Genomic DNA, 13,895 nt, shown 5'->3' on the forward strand with positions numbered 1-13,895 from the left:
CCGGAAGGCTGTTGGAGGCGAAGATCACTCGGCAAGTACTGCCGAAGATCCCGCAGGGAGCACGACATGCATGTCCGCAACGTCATTGGCGACGGCGTCACCCTTCACCGCCCCGTCATCCAGGCGGGCAGGATCGGCTCGGCGACGACAAGCCGTCCTCCGCGCTCGACCTCCTGGACACTCAGGGTGCGCCGGTCGCGCTGACGCGGGGCGAGTACGAGGCGCTGAACACCTGCCAACTCGCCGACCCTGACGCGCAGAACCTCCGCGGCCTGACGGCCGGCCCTGCCGGACTCGGCGGGCTCCGATCCCCGTCCCGGCCAGTGGCCGGGGCCGACGGAGCGGAGAAGATCACCTATCAGGCGGTCTGGAGGGCCACCGGACACCGGGAAACCCCAACCCGGGCGGGACCGCCCTGGAATGATGAATCCCTACATCGCACCAGATCGGCAAGGGGACGAATGGGCCTGCACATTTCGCGGATCGAGATACGTAACTTCCGCAACTTCCGGCACCTGGTCATCGACGACTTCCCCGCCCACGCGGTGATCGTCGGCGAGAACGGCGTCGGCAAGTCGAATCTGCTGGAAGCGATCCGCCTGGTCCTCGACCCGTCGGTCTCCGACGCGCGGCGCATGCTGCGTGAGGAAGACATCTGGGAAGGGCACCCCGCAGGTCTCGCCGGCGGAGCAGAAGTGACCATCGTGGTCGAGCTGCGCGGCTTCGACGACGACGCTGACGCCAAGAGCATCCTGTCCAGCGCCACGGTCGACTTCGATCCCTACGTAGCGCGGCTGACCTACCGCTTCGCCCCGCGCACGGAAGTATCAACCGCCGATGGCTCCCAGGTGCAGCCCACCGGCCGGCCGCTGACCGCGAAGGACTACGACGTTGTCGTCTTCGCCGGCGACCGTGAGACCAACGACGTGCGGGCCATCCGCCGCGAGGTGGCTCTGCGCGTCCTGCCGGCCCTGCGTGACGCCGAGGGGGATCTGCAGAACTGGCGGCGCAGCCCTATGCGGGACCTCCTCGAACGGCTTCCCTTGGACCCGGCGAACCTGGAAGCCACCGCCTCGGCGATCGCCACCGCAGTCGACCAGCTCACCAAGGACGACAACGTCGCCAAGCTGGAGGGGCACCTGACGGACCGGCTGGGAGAGATGTTCGGGCCGCGCCTGGCCGTCCAGCCCACCCTCGGCTTCGCCTCCTCCAAGCCGGACGAACTGATCCGCGCCGTACGCCTGTTCTTCGACACGGCCCGCCGCAGGAGCATCTCCGACACCAGCCTGGGCAGCGCCAACGTCATCTACCTCGGCCTGCTCCTCGAGGCCCTCAGCCAGCAGCGACTCGACGAAGAGTTCATCGCCACCCTGGTCGCCGTGGAAGAGCCAGAGGCCCACCTCCACGTCACCCTCCAGCGGCACCTCTTCGGGTATCTGCTGCGCACCGGGCCGTCGCTCATCCTCACCACCCACAGCCCGCACATCGCCGCCGTCGCCCCGGTCCGCTCCTTCATCGTGCTGCGCGCCACGGAGAACGGCACGACCGGCGCCACCACGGCCGCCCTCCCCGTCAGTGACGAGGAAGCCGCGGACCTGGAGCGCTACCTCGACGTCAGCCGTGCCGAGGTCCTCTTCGCCTCCGCCGTGGTGCTGGTCGAAGGACTGGCCGAGCTGTACATCCTCCCCGCCCTGGCCGAAGCCGCCGCCTTCGACCTCGACGCCTACGGCACCGTGGTGGCCAGCGCCCACGGCACCGACTTCAAGCCCTACCGGGCGCTCCTGGGCCCGAAGGGCCTTGACACCCCCCATGTGGTCGTCACCGACGGAGACGCCGCCCTCGACAAGCGCGGTGTGCGGGAAGCCGGCCTCAAGCGGGGCGCGAAACTCCACCCGGAGGCATCCCGCAGCAAGGCACTCCTCGACCAGATCGCCCTCCTCCCGGAAACCGATGCCGCCGACTACCAAACGACCCGCGATCCCCTCGCCTCAGAACTCCAGGCCCACGGCATCTACATCGGCGCCCAGACCCTGGAGACCGACCTGTGCTCCCTGTTCGGCGAGGAGATCATCCAGGCCTTCGAGGAGCTGAACGCCAACACCACCGCGCGAGACGACGTGAGCCGCGGGGTCGCCAACGAACGGAACACGACCGTCGACCCCGAGCTGCGGAAGAAGATGCTCAAGCGGATCGGCGCCCTCGGCAAGGGCCGCTTCGCACAGCGCCTCGCCGCACACATCGCACAGGTCGACCTGCAAGGACGCATCCGAGCCGCAACCCAGACCCCCTGGAACGTTGCACTCGACGAGCAGGCCCTGCGCCGGCTTGGCACGGCTTCCTACATCTTCCTGGCCATGGAACGCATCAGCCTTGCGGCCCGCGGAACGTCACTGTTCCCCGGCCCCACGACGCCGCACGTCAACGGGCAGGGCAGCGATGCAGGTCAGTGACACCCTCCTCGCGGAGCTCGACAGTCTGCACCCCAGGCAGCGGGCCGCCGTTCTCCACGACGGCAACGTCGTTCTGCGGGCCGGCCCCGGAAGCGGGAAGACACGCACCCTCGTCGCCCGGATCGCCTACGTCCTCCAGACGCAGATCTCCTCCTTCCGCGGCGTCGCCTGCATCACCTACACCAACCCGGCGGCCGAGGAGATCCGCCGCCGCGTCCACCGCAGCGGCGTGCGCGCCGAGGGGCGGATCACCTGCTCCACCGTGCACGCCTTCTGCCTGAACGAGATCCTGCGCGCCTTCGGACACCTGACCGGGCAGCCGGCGCCCGAGGCGGGACAAGTCCTCAGCAAGGCGGCCATCGAGGCGCTCCTGCAGCGCTGCTTCGACCAGGTCGGCATCGGCGAGGTCCTCGCCCAGCACCGCGTGCCCCAGAGCACCAAGATCCGCAGAGCCCTTGCCTGCAACGAAGCCCTGGACAGCTTCGACCCGCGGGAAGTCCAGGCCGCACGCCTCTACGACGAACAACTCGTCCTCCGAGACGAGATCGACTTCGAGGCCATGGTCATCCGGGCCCTGCACCTCGTCAGGGAGCACGCACATGTCCGCGATCTCCTGCGCGCCCGCTTCCCCCACCTCGTCGTCGACGAGTACCAAGACCTCGGCGGAGTCCTTCACGAGCTCGTCCTCGCCCTGCGCGACCTGGCCGGCATCACCGTCTTCGCCGTCGGGGACACCGACCAGTCCGTCTACGGCTTCACCGGCGCCGACGCCAAGTACCTGACCGAACTGGCAGACCGAGATGACTTCCGCGACCTCGAACTCGAGGTCAACTACCGCAGCGGCCAGGACATCATCACCGCCGCCGAAGCCGCCCTCGGACATTCCCGGGGCCGCCTCGCCCGCGAAGGCGCACCCCCCGGCGACGTCAACCTCGAACAGGTCGAGGGAGGCCTCCAAGACCACGCCCGAGTGACCTGCGATCTCGTCGAACAGGCGCAGAGCAACGGCATCAGCCCCGAGCGGATCGCCATCCTCTACCCTGCTCGCGGCCGCCTGCTCGACGACGTACGCAGTGAACTCACCCGACGCGAGCTGGACTTCCGGCACGAGGGCGACGACAAGCTGCCCGCCGGCAGCCTCTCCCGCTTCATCCAGCGCTGTGCCGCCCGCGCCGTCACCAACTACCAGATCCACGCCGCATCCGGCGCCGACCGCGCCGACATGCTGCGCCGTGCCCAAGCACCGTCCCTTGCCTCCCTCGCACGCGCCCTCACCACACTGCGCACCGAGGCCCAGCTCGCCCCTCCTCCCTCACGGCTCCTCCTGCCGAGAGCTCTGCAACAGTGCCTCGACCCCGCGGAGCTCTACCCCGCCGACGCCCCGGCCCACGCCTGGCTGGAGCAGCTGCGCGCCGGCGTGGCTCTCGACGAAGTAGCCGCAGGACACCCTGACCAGGACAACACGAGCAGCCTCGACGGCCTGGCCGCTCTGTGCCGTTCCAAGGATCTTGTGCTGCAGGACCTCGCGCGCGGCGAGGAAGTCGTCGGAAAGGTCCTGCTCGCCACCTACCACGCGGCCAAGGGCCGAGAGTTCGACACGGTGATTCTGCCGGGCCTCCTCCAAGGCCTCATCCCGCGCGATGTCCCCAGCGGGAACCAGTGGCGGAAGCCCACGGAAGCGGAGCTCGAGGAGCAAAGGCGCACCTTCTACGTTGCCCTCACCCGTGCCGAATCGACCGTGACCATGATCGTCGGCCCCGGGTACGAGACCAAGAACGGATACTGGATGTCCTTTGGACCCTCAGCCTTCGTGATCGAGATGGTACGGCGCCTCTTCCCCGAAGAAGAGACCTGACCAGGCGGGCGCACCCGGCCCCGGTCCGTCACTCCGCCCCCGACTACGGTGATCGGCATGACACTGGGGGACATGCTTCAGCGCTACGCCGTGCAGGCCATGGCGGCGACGGCGATCGTCAGCGAGGCCACCATGGCACAGCTGCGCGGACCGGCTGCCGGTATCGCTGTCGGCGTCGCGGCGGCGGCCGGGGGACTATGGGCGCTGCAGGGCCGAGCCCGGCAGAAGTCGGCCATCGCCATGGGACCGTCGGCCCAGGCATTGACCTGGCAGGTACACGCAGGCCGCAAGCCCCTCCCGTCCGACAGTGACACCTTCCGCCACATCGCCGAAAGGATGCGGCAGACCTCCGAGCATGTACGCCGCACTACCGCCGAGCGCGGACTGAAGAAGGTCACCCTGGCCACCTCCAGCGAGACCTCCAGCTGGGCCGACGCCCGCTCCACCGGCCGAGGCCGCCAGGGGCACGTGTGGCTCGGCATGCGGTGGCTCCACCCCCGACACACTCACCACCTCCCCGCGGTCCTGGAGCACGAGCTCGCTCACCTCCAGCGCCGCGACACAGGCAAGCGCATCGCCGCCGAGTCCGCCGCCGTCGCGGCGGTCGCCCTGGCCGCCGGCCTGCTGCCCCTGCCAGCCTTCGCCCTGGCCACAGCCGCCTCAGGGACGCTTGCCGTCATGTACTCCTGGTGGGGCGAACTGGCCTGCGACCTCGCGGCGGCCCGCGTCTGCGGCCGGACCGCAGTGGCCGACATGTGGCGCGACGACCTGGCCCGCGACCGGACCGGCCCTCTTCTGCCCAGGGCCTGGGCGGCCGTGCGCGGCATGCGCACACACCCTCCGCTCCGTCTGCGGGTCCTCTGCGTCGAGCGCGTTCCCCTACGTGACGAGTCCGGAAGAAGCGCTCACCCACTGCACACCCCGGTTGCCACCTAACCTGGCCAGCTTCACGAACAGCCTCCTGGCCAGACCCCGCCGAAACTCACGCTGCGCCCGACGGGAAGAGCGGGCGGGGATGTTCGCAGCGATCTGGCGACGGATCAGCGCTGTGACGGGCGAGGCGTTGCTGCCGTCGATGGCTGACTGCTCGGCCACCGGTTGAGCAACACGACGACCCGGCAGGGCCGTTTTCGATGCCCCTCGCCCGAAGGGGTTGTCGCTGCACGGCGATCTCCCGCACCCGACCCCGCACGCTCGCCGTGGGCAGGAGACGCCACACCCGAGCAGATTCTGCAGTGAGTGCAATTGATTGCACTCACTGCAAAATCTGGCATGATGGACGGCATGAGCGTATTCAGCGACATCGCCGCGATCTGCCATCCGATGCCCAGCCCAGGAGAAGTGCCCGACGACATCTACAGCGACGTATGCGAGTCCATCCACGCCCGGCGGGAGGAGATGATCCAAAGCCTTGAGGCCGCCGCCGACGCGGACAGCGAGGAGAACGAGCCGCTGCTGTCCGCCATTGGCATCGCCCGCTACCGCAAGGAGCAGGCCGAGGCCGAGATCCGCCGACTGATCGCCTATGGAAGGGAGTTCACCCGCCCCCGCCCCTACGTGCTCGCCGACCTCGCCGGCGCCGCCAGCATGTCCATCTCCGGGGCCCGCATCGCCTACGGCCGCACCGAGGTCGCGGACGTGGAGCAGGCCCTGGGGCGCCCGCCCCGCGACCGGAGCACGAACCGGCCCGACGCCCCGGACGGCACGGGCAGCGCATCATGACGGCGCGCCGCTCCCACACCAAGAAGGCCGGAGTGCGGGCACCGGGTTCCGGCGCCGCCGCCCCCGCTCTTCGCGCTCGGCTCCACGCGCATGCCTCCCGCCCACTGACGCAGGTCGATGCGATCCGGCTCAAAGCCGGCCTGACGGGGTGGTTCGGCTCTGATCAGTGGCCCCGCTACCTGGCCGCGGACGGGATCGCCTACGGGGAGGCGGCATGGCCCGAGCAGTGGCCGTCCGCCTCACTCGCTGAACGGATGGCGCTCCTTGCCGCGGACGAACCGGACCCGCTGACGGTCTGGCAGAACGCAGACACCGTCTACGCGGACGCACCCATGTGCGACATGGTCACAGCCGCCGCCCAGACCTTCCCCCGTCAGCACGTCCGGCGCGACGAGTTCCTGGCCCCCATCGGCGTCCTCCTCTTCGCCAAGCCTGTCCCGTCGGCCGCCTTCGAGTGGTCACGCCCCGACCAGCCGCCCGTCAGTGCCATCACCTGGGCCAGCTGCGACAACGGCATCAACGCCTTCACCTGGATCCGGCAGCCGCCCGGCGCCTACGAGATCAACGGCGTCACGGTGCAGCTCACCGCGCTCTACCCCCACCTCGCCTACATCGTGCCGTGGGACGCCCCCGCGGATGCGGGCACGCACGGCGTCTCCATGCTGCGAGCCCTCTCCGCGCTCGCCCGGCAGCCTCTGACCCGCGAGGACTCCCCGAAGATCCACCAGTCCGTACGCGCCGTCGCCCGCAGTGCCAAGATCCGCCAGGAGAGCTTCCGGCGCATCGCCCTGCGTCGTCCCGAGGCCGCCGCTCACGAGCTCTCCGCCGCACGCGCCGCCGCCGAAGGCCGCACGCTGGCCGGCCACTGGGTCCGCGGCCACTGGCGCGACCACTACTACGCCAGCGTCGACGAGCACCGGCCCATCTGGATCGAGGGCTTCCCCCGCGGAGACTTCACCCGCCCCGCGCCCGCCAGAGACCGGCTGCTGGTGGCCCGCGGCGACCGCACGGCGTGATCGGTGATCGGCCCCGACGGCGAGTACGGGCGACAGATGAGGCCGCGGCCGCCCAAGGCGGTGTGCAGTCTGAGGCCGGAACACCCCAGGCCGGGCAACCGCCTGGGTGGGGAGCAGGGGCGCGACCACGGGATTCGCCCTTGCCGGGCGCGGGGCGCCATCACGGGCGCGGCGGTCCTGGCGGTACGGAGATCCGCGCCGGCGCGTCGCCGGATCGGGTCCTGTGGCGAGCGGTAAGAGCGCACGGTGGCTGCGGGCGGCCTGGGTGGGAGATCGTCCTCGGGCGGCCGTGCCGTATGCCGGCCCGGAGGGCCGTCAGGCCAGGCTGGCGATGCTGTGCCGGACCCCGGCCAGGAGCTGGGCCACCGCGGCGTCATTGGAGACCGGCCGACGGCTCCGCCACTCGTCCATGATCGCTGTCACCGCGTCGCCCGCCGCCCGCACCTGTGCGGCCACGTTCGCCGGCAGTTCCGCGCCCGCCGCGGGACCGGTCACGACGACAGTCCCGTACAAAAGGTAGGAAATCTGAAGGTTGCGCCAGGTCGACGCCAGCGCCCAGGCGGTCAGGTTCGGCTCCGGACTGCCATTGCCGCGCACGTGCAGCAGCACCTCGGGGTGATAACGGCCCTGGTCCGCGCCGCCGCCCACCAACTCCCCGATCGCGGCACGCCACCTCTCGGCATCCGAGGGCAGGACCGTGCTGCTCACCGATCCGTCCGGCGCGATCACCAACGCGTTGTCCACCACACCCCCTTGTAGCCCTCTGTCCTGCGCATTCGGCTCCCGGCGAGTCTACCGAGCCAAGGGCAGGCCGCCGTCGGGGATCAGCGTCCCCCGGGCGGGGCGGGGAGCCGCCCCGCCCCACGCAGCGTGCTCCCACACAACCCACGCGGGCCGGACGGCTGCCCCGACGCGGCACCAACCGGCCGCCGTGCTCTCCCGGTCCGGCTCGCTGCCCGCCGTCCGGCTCCGCCATACCGGAGCCGGACCGGTACGGCCCGGCGGGATCACCACCGGCGCGGCGCTGTGTACGGCTCCCACATCGGGGCTTCGCGCTGGCCGCGCCGCTCACGGTCCCCGGTCATCGCGGTGATCCGGTGCACCGGGACCTGGATGGGCCGGTGGCCGTGCTGTGGGGTGAAGGTGAGCACGCGGCGGCGTGCGTCCCAGCCGGTCAGCAGGCCGTACAGGCTCACCAGTGCCTTGTCGGTGCGCGGCCCGGCCTCGACGTCAAGGCGCACGACCATCCAGGAGTAGTGGTGCTCGGCCAGGTCCTGCAGCTGAGCCGCGGCCGGGCCGGTCGCGGTGTCGTCCGGCACCCACGCCCACACGCCCTCGCCGAACGCGTTCCGCCACTGCCGCCGGGCATCGCGTTCGCGCTGCTGCGCCCAGTGGCTGTCGGAGATGTCGGGGCGGGCGGCGCGCTGGTCGGCGCGCGCCGAGCGGACCTGTGCCGAGGCCTGAGGCCGCTTCCCGTCCGCGGCGACGTCCTCGGGCAGGTACGGGTACACGGTGCGCAGCATCCCGAGCGCGGCCGACTCGGCCGCCGCGTCCGCGGTCTCCGGCACGGCGGCGTCCAGGGCGTCGCCGGCGGTCAGCACCGTGGTCTGGCCCCAGCGCGGCCGGTCCTCGTGCGCGACGGCGTGCTCGACCGCGTACCGGGGCACCGCCAGCACCACGGCGTGCCGCTTCCGGTTCCGCCCGTACGCCTCCTCGCGGAGCCCGGCGGGTACCGCCGGCCCGACCTGCCGGAACTGCGAGAGGTAGGCGAGGTCGCCGCGTTGGGTCAGCGGCCAGTCGGCCACCATCAGCAACTGTTCGTCCTCCCCGACCGCGCTCTGGGAGGCGAACTCCTCCTCCAGCCGGCCGCACCACCGCTCCACGAACGCGGCCCACAGCTGCCGGTACTCCTGCTGCGCCCACTGGGCCGGGCTGGAGCAGGAGCCGACCGGGGTGAGCGCGGGGGAGGGCAGCGCGGACACGTCGACCACCCGCTGCCGCCCCCACCGCTCGAACAGCGCCCGCCGGGCCAGATCCTGGGCCTGGACAGGGCACCGTCCCTGCTCGCGGGCGTGTGCCCACGACAGGCGGACGCAGTCCCACACCCCGACCTCCGTCCACCGCCGGTCCCCGCCGACGGCCTGCTCCAGCACCCGGGCCTGCTCGTGCACGGCCGGCTCGCGGCCGACCGCGTCCAGCGCCGCGCCGACCGTCACGCTCGCCACCGCCGGCGGCGCCGCCTCCCGGTACACGGCCAGCTGCTCCTCGGCCCGCTCCAGCACCTGCGACCAGCCAGCCATGGCCTTCCACGCCTGCGCGCCGAACTCGTCGCCCGAAAGCACCGGCCGCAGCAGCTCCCGCACCCGGGCGTCGTTCTTGCGCGGCGAGCGGTCCAGCGCGATGGCGTACCCGAGCCACGTCCGCGCCCCGGTGTCCTCACGCAGCGAGCCGACGAACCGGTCCGCAGCCACCGTGAGGGAGCACGCCCGCCACAGGGCGACCACCGCGTCCGGTAGCCGTCCGGGCAGCAGCCCGGCGCAGCGGGCGCAGACCTGGTCCAGCACGTCCAGCAGCACCAGCTCCTTCGGTTCGCACGCCGCCCGCGCGGCATGCTGGCAGTGCTCCGACCACGTCTTCTTCTCGGTGGGGACATGCCACTTCCCGCCCCCGCCCGAGCGCACCAGGCCCAGCGTGGCCCCGGTCACCGCCGGGAGCGCCATCCCCAGCCGCTCCAGGTCGGCGTGCGCCAGTACACCGAGGTCACGCCGGGCCATTGACTTCCCGCTCCTTCAGCTCGTTGTTGTCCTCGTCGCCGTCCCGGCGTCCGTGGAACATCATCGAGGTGCCGCCTTCGGGCAGGTACCAGCCGTCCGCGGCCATGTACGGCGGGATGTAGGCCGGGTTGGTGTCGGTGTTCAGGGGCGAGTCGGCGTTGACGACGTCGCGGATCACCCGGCGCTGGACCTCCCGGAAGTCGTAGCCGTCGGGTCCGTCGACCTCCCAGGTGATGTCCCGCAGCGCGGCCCGGCCGTCCTCGGGCGTGCCGGTGGTTTCGACCATGGGGTGGGCCTCGATCAGCCCGCCGTACAGGCACAGGACGATCAGGAGCTGGCAGACGCGGTCGGAGAACTCGCCGAATCCGTACTCCTGTCCGCAGCCGCAGGACGGGGCGTGGGCGTGAACGGCGAACTCCACCTCGTAGGGCTTGCCGGTCAGCGCGTACGGGGGGAGAGGCTGGCCCGGGCCGCCGGGGCAGGGGTGAGTGGTGTCGAACAGGTTGATCCAGACCTTGACGGACGTGGCCGCGAAGCCGGTGTACTCCGCTTCCAGGGCTTTCTCCAGGCGTTGGTGGGCCGCGTACGCCTTCTCGTCCACGCTCTGCCAGCCCTCGCCGAGCCGGTGACCGGCCAGGTGCAGGAACCGGTCGGTCAGCAAGGACAGCTCCTCGGCCGTCGGCAGCGTCCCGTCCGCCGCGCCGGACTCGCCGGCGGGCACGTCGGCAGCGCCCCGGTGGCCGGCAGCGCCATCGTCGTGGGCCGGCCAGACCTGGGTGAGTTCCTCACCGGGTTCGGCGCGGCGCACCAGCGCGAGGTCGGACAGCGTCATCCCGAAGAAGGAGTGGCCGTCCCACACACTCAGCCAGGGCACGTCCACCGGGCCGGTGCTGCGCGGGTGGACGTCGGTGACCTCGACGCAGACCTGCACCGGCTCGGGGAACTGGGCGCCGGGCCCGTACCACAGGGCCAGGACCCGGGTCCGGGTGGCGAGGAACTGCTGCGCCTGGCGCAGTGCGTGCTGGCTGTGGTCCGAGGGGATCCACCAGCCGTCGCGGGTCCAGGCGTGGTCGGCGTCGACCAGCCCGGGGCCGCCCGCGTCGTAGAGCGTTTCGGCGGCCTGCTGCCGGGCCTCGGCCCGCAGCGCCGCGCACGGCTCGCCGGCCGGGGCGGTGCTGCCCAGGCCCTCGGCGTCAGCTCCGGTGACCGGCGCGCCGTCCCAGGCGGGGACACCGGGGGATGCGAAGGGGAGCGTGCCCAGGATGACGGCGACCTGGTTCGCCCGGTCGATGCTGTGGCTGATCCGCGCGTCCGCGCCAGCGGCGGAGGGGCGCTCGTCGTCGTCCTGCGCGCCGTAGCGGCGCCGCGGGTCGTCGGGTTCCTCGTCCAGGCTGTGCCCGAGCAGCATCGGCAGCAGCTGGTGCTGGAGGAGTGCCGCGAGGCCGCTCTCGACGTTGGAGGCGTCCCCGGTGACCGTGAACGGCTTCATGGTCTGTGCGAGGCCGTCGCCGAGGGAGTAGACGAGGTGGTAGGGGGTGCGGTGACGGTCCCGCTCGCAGGCCTGGGTGGTCAGGGCCACGGTGTAGGCGATGGCGGCTGGCCACAGTGGGTCCCTCCAGCGCACCCCCACCTCGCGACACAGGGTCTTCGCCGCGGCGCGGGCGGTGGGGTCGTGGCGGTCGACGGCGTCGACGAGCGCGGCCAGAGTCGCGCCGGCGCCCAGGTGCCGGAACATCGGGTGACGGTCGGCGGGCGGCGGCAGCCAGATCCAGGAGCGGGTCAGCGGCTCGCCCCAGCGTTCCATCACGAACGGCCAGCCGCCACGCTCCCGCAGCGTACGGTCGAGCCGGGCGCGCAGGTTGGCCCCGCAGGTCAGCGCGAGGACGGCCGCGACCGCGTCCCATCCCGCCGGGGCGGACAGGTCCTCGTGAAGGAGCCGGTCGAGACCCACAGCGAGGTAGGGCAGGTCGGTGCGGTAGTGCTGGTCGCCGTCGAAGATGCACGCGGGGCACACCGGCGTGGCGCTGGGCGAGTTCCCCAGCAGGTGATGCGCGGGGTAGCGGTCGCCGCAGATCGGGCATGGCGTGGTGGAGTGCTCCTCCATGCCCCGCACTCTGGCCAGCCGGGTCCGGCCGAGCTCGGCGTCCAGGCGCTGCGCGGTGGCCCGGACCGGCTCGGTGGAGCAGTCGGCGAGACCGTCCTCGAAGTCGTCCACGGTGGCGTTCCCGGCCGGGCACATCGCCATCAGGTAGAGCGGCTTGGCCAGATCGCACTGCTCGGGGTCGTCCGGGTCGCGCTCGGCGCCGTCGTCCGCGTCGTCGGCGCGCCCCACCGACAGGCTCAGCCCGGCGACGGGCCCGGCGTACGCGGTCAGGCCGAAGCACTCCAATTCGGTCTCATCGCCCGCGCCCCAGCCCAGGCGGCGGAACTCTTCGACGAGGGCCTTCAGGTAGTCCTTCGCGAGGAAGGGGCCCGGATCTGGCGCGAGCGCGACCTGCTCGGCGAGGAGGCGCACGGCCTCGGCGCGGCCGGCCTCGTCCAGAACCTCGGGCAGCAGCCCCTTCTCGGCGGCGTCGACGACGCGCTGCAGAGCACGTTGGTAGCCCATCCGCGTCTGCGCGTCGAGGGCCTTGGCGATCTGCCGGCGGTTGGTGGGATGCGTGTTGTGCTTCGGTGACACGACAGCTCCTGCGCGCTTCCGGTCCGTGCCGCCCCACCACGACAGGAGCCAGAGCGCGTACAGGGGCGGTCACACGATGATTGGAAGCGCCAAGCATCACCACTGCATCACCCTCCAGCGGCAGCTGGATTCGCCACGGCCCGGAGGTGGGCCCGGGCAAGGCACGTCACGGTGAGGTGCGTTTCCCCTGATGCTACCGGGCAGCCAGCCGCCCAAGGCCGCGGTACGCCAAGTCCGCCGCAGACGGCGACAGCCGACTCGCAAGCAGGCCCAGGGCACGGCCCTGACCGGAGCCCTCGACGCGTGACGCACCGCCCGCCGGGGCCGCGTCAGCGGCGGGCTTCCGCGGCCGCCTTGAGCTTGGCCTCGACCTCGGGCGGGAGCGGTAGCACTGGCGTGGCGCCCGGGTTGGTCGGCCCCTCGTCACGGACGCCGTCGGGCCCGGCGATGGCCGTCCAGCGGCTGATCTCACGGACCTGGTGGGCGGAGACCTCCCACAGGGAGTGCCCCGCTGCCATCGAGTCCGCACCGCCCATGTCGAACCAGTTGATCCGCATGTACCCGCCGTACAGGGCCAGCGCCGTCGACATCCATGTCACCGAGACCGGGTCGACGTCGCAGGCCCACCCGTTGTGGTGCGGATGCGTCCGGTACTCGAAGTACCCCAGGCCGTCGCGCCGGGCGAACGCGGGCAGCGGGCCGGACGCTGGCACGCTGTCGGTGCCGTCGCTCGTCAGGTACATCTCGCGTGCCGCGCACCCGGGATCGTCACAGGGCACCTCGGTGTCGGACAGCCGCAGCCACAACGCGACCTGCGCGTCGTTCCCGTTCTCGGTGGGCAGCGACCACACCCGCTCGCGGCACTGCGACGCCTCGTGATCGCGCAGACGCCACTGCTCGGGGAGGGGGAGCTCATGCGACAGCCCATGGAGGAAGTGGCCGACCAGCCGCCACGCCTCCTCGGCCGACGGGCTGATGGTGTGGGCGGTCTTGGCGTTCATGCCCGGATTCTAGGGCCGCTGAGGGCACCTTCTGCGTGCGTAGGCCGAGAAAGGCAGAGCCCTGCACCGTGGATTCGGCAAAGCACGGCACAGAGCAGAACCGGCTCTGCCAGCATGAAACGGTGACACGAACGAGGGCGCACCAACTGCTCGATGGCGTAGAGATCGGACTGCGGTCCGAGGAAGGGCGACCGGCACAGTGGATGCCCGTCACCGACGTCGACGTCCATGAACTGGTCCGCGCACAACCCTGGCGGCGCCACCTCACCCACCGCGGCGAGCGACTCGACCTCGGGGTGTATGCCGCGATCAGCACTGGCCAGGGAGCGGTGGCCACGGACGGTATCTGGGAACGCATGGAACTGGCGGACTTCGACCCCACCGTGCGGTCCATGAT

At 71.6% G+C, this 13,895-nt stretch carries 10 protein-coding genes and 1 pseudogene; 6 read left to right on the forward strand and 5 right to left on the reverse strand.

The window, feature by feature from the left end:
- Positions 1-104: 104 nt before the first annotated feature.
- Positions 105-239: a hypothetical protein gene (locus tag ACIBEC_RS20105; RefSeq protein WP_396288227.1), complete on the reverse strand. Its 135-nt coding sequence runs from the start codon at positions 237-239 to the stop codon at positions 105-107.
- 222 nt (positions 240-461) lie between these two features.
- Here ACIBEC_RS20105 and ACIBEC_RS20110 point away from each other — a divergent pair, with 222 nt between their 5' ends.
- The 5 genes from ACIBEC_RS20110 (at position 462) to ACIBEC_RS20130 (ending at position 7,043) form a co-directional block, all read left to right on the forward strand.
- Positions 462-2,450, forward strand: coding sequence for an ATP-dependent nuclease (locus tag ACIBEC_RS20110; protein ID WP_396288228.1), 1,989 nt, complete (start codon positions 462-464; stop codon positions 2,448-2,450).
- Positions 2,437-4,305, forward strand: coding sequence for an ATP-dependent helicase (locus ACIBEC_RS20115; RefSeq protein ID WP_396288229.1), 1,869 nt, complete (start codon positions 2,437-2,439; stop codon positions 4,303-4,305). The genes ACIBEC_RS20110 and ACIBEC_RS20115 overlap by 14 nt, the downstream gene beginning before the upstream one ends.
- A gap of 57 nt (positions 4,306-4,362) precedes the next feature.
- Entirely contained in the window at positions 4,363-5,241 is an 879-nt protein-coding gene (locus tag ACIBEC_RS20120; RefSeq protein WP_396288230.1) for a M48 family metalloprotease, read from the forward strand.
- Between the two features lie 348 nt (positions 5,242-5,589).
- Entirely contained in the window at positions 5,590-6,027 is a 438-nt protein-coding gene (locus tag ACIBEC_RS20125; RefSeq protein WP_396288231.1) for a hypothetical protein, read from the forward strand.
- Entirely contained in the window at positions 6,024-7,043 is a 1,020-nt protein-coding gene (locus ACIBEC_RS20130) for a hypothetical protein (RefSeq protein ID WP_396288232.1), read from the forward strand. Before ACIBEC_RS20125 ends, ACIBEC_RS20130 begins: the two co-directional genes overlap by 4 nt.
- Positions 7,044-7,358: 315 nt before the next feature.
- Here ACIBEC_RS20130 and ACIBEC_RS20135 read toward each other — a convergent pair whose 3' ends face one another.
- The 4 genes from ACIBEC_RS20135 to ACIBEC_RS20150 form a co-directional block, all read right to left on the reverse strand.
- Entirely contained in the window at positions 7,359-7,787 is a 429-nt protein-coding gene (locus tag ACIBEC_RS20135) for a hypothetical protein (RefSeq protein WP_396288233.1), read from the reverse strand.
- Between the two features lie 263 nt (positions 7,788-8,050).
- Positions 8,051-9,817 (reverse strand): hypothetical protein, encoded by a 1,767-nt coding sequence (locus ACIBEC_RS20140; RefSeq protein ID WP_396288234.1) that lies wholly within the window; start codon positions 9,815-9,817, stop codon positions 8,051-8,053.
- Positions 9,804-12,497 carry a hypothetical protein gene (locus ACIBEC_RS20145; protein ID WP_396288235.1) on the reverse strand — a complete coding sequence of 898 codons (2,694 nt, stop codon included), beginning with the start codon at positions 12,495-12,497 and terminating at the stop codon, positions 9,804-9,806. Before ACIBEC_RS20145 ends, ACIBEC_RS20140 begins: the two co-directional genes overlap by 14 nt.
- Before the next feature lie 329 nt (positions 12,498-12,826).
- Positions 12,827-13,498 (reverse strand): hypothetical protein, encoded by a 672-nt coding sequence (locus tag ACIBEC_RS20150; RefSeq protein WP_396288236.1) that lies wholly within the window; start codon positions 13,496-13,498, stop codon positions 12,827-12,829.
- 122 nt (positions 13,499-13,620) lie between these two features.
- On the opposite strand from ACIBEC_RS20150, the pseudogene ACIBEC_RS20155 reads away from it, so the two are divergent.
- Positions 13,621-13,895, forward strand: a pseudogene (locus ACIBEC_RS20155) (hypothetical protein); the annotation flags it as partial.

It is taken from the genome of Kitasatospora sp. NPDC051164 (genome assembly GCF_044455625.1).
GTDB lineage: Bacteria > Actinomycetota > Actinomycetes > Streptomycetales > Streptomycetaceae > Kitasatospora.

Coding starts and splice junctions, on each gene's coding strand:
- ACIBEC_RS20110 (WP_396288228.1), top strand. CDS start 462: ATGGGCCTGCACATTTCGCGGATCGAGATACGTAACTTCCGCAACTTC.
- ACIBEC_RS20115 (WP_396288229.1), top strand. CDS start 2,437: ATGCAGGTCAGTGACACCCTCCTCGCGGAGCTCGACAGTCTGCACCCC.
- ACIBEC_RS20120 (WP_396288230.1), top strand. CDS start 4,363: ATGACACTGGGGGACATGCTTCAGCGCTACGCCGTGCAGGCCATGGCG.
- ACIBEC_RS20125 (WP_396288231.1), top strand. CDS start 5,590: ATGAGCGTATTCAGCGACATCGCCGCGATCTGCCATCCGATGCCCAGC.
- ACIBEC_RS20130 (WP_396288232.1), top strand. CDS start 6,024: ATGACGGCGCGCCGCTCCCACACCAAGAAGGCCGGAGTGCGGGCACCG.
- ACIBEC_RS20140 (WP_396288234.1), bottom strand. CDS start 9,817: ATGGCCCGGCGTGACCTCGGTGTACTGGCGCACGCCGACCTGGAGCGG.
- ACIBEC_RS20150 (WP_396288236.1), bottom strand. CDS start 13,498: ATGAACGCCAAGACCGCCCACACCATCAGCCCGTCGGCCGAGGAGGCG.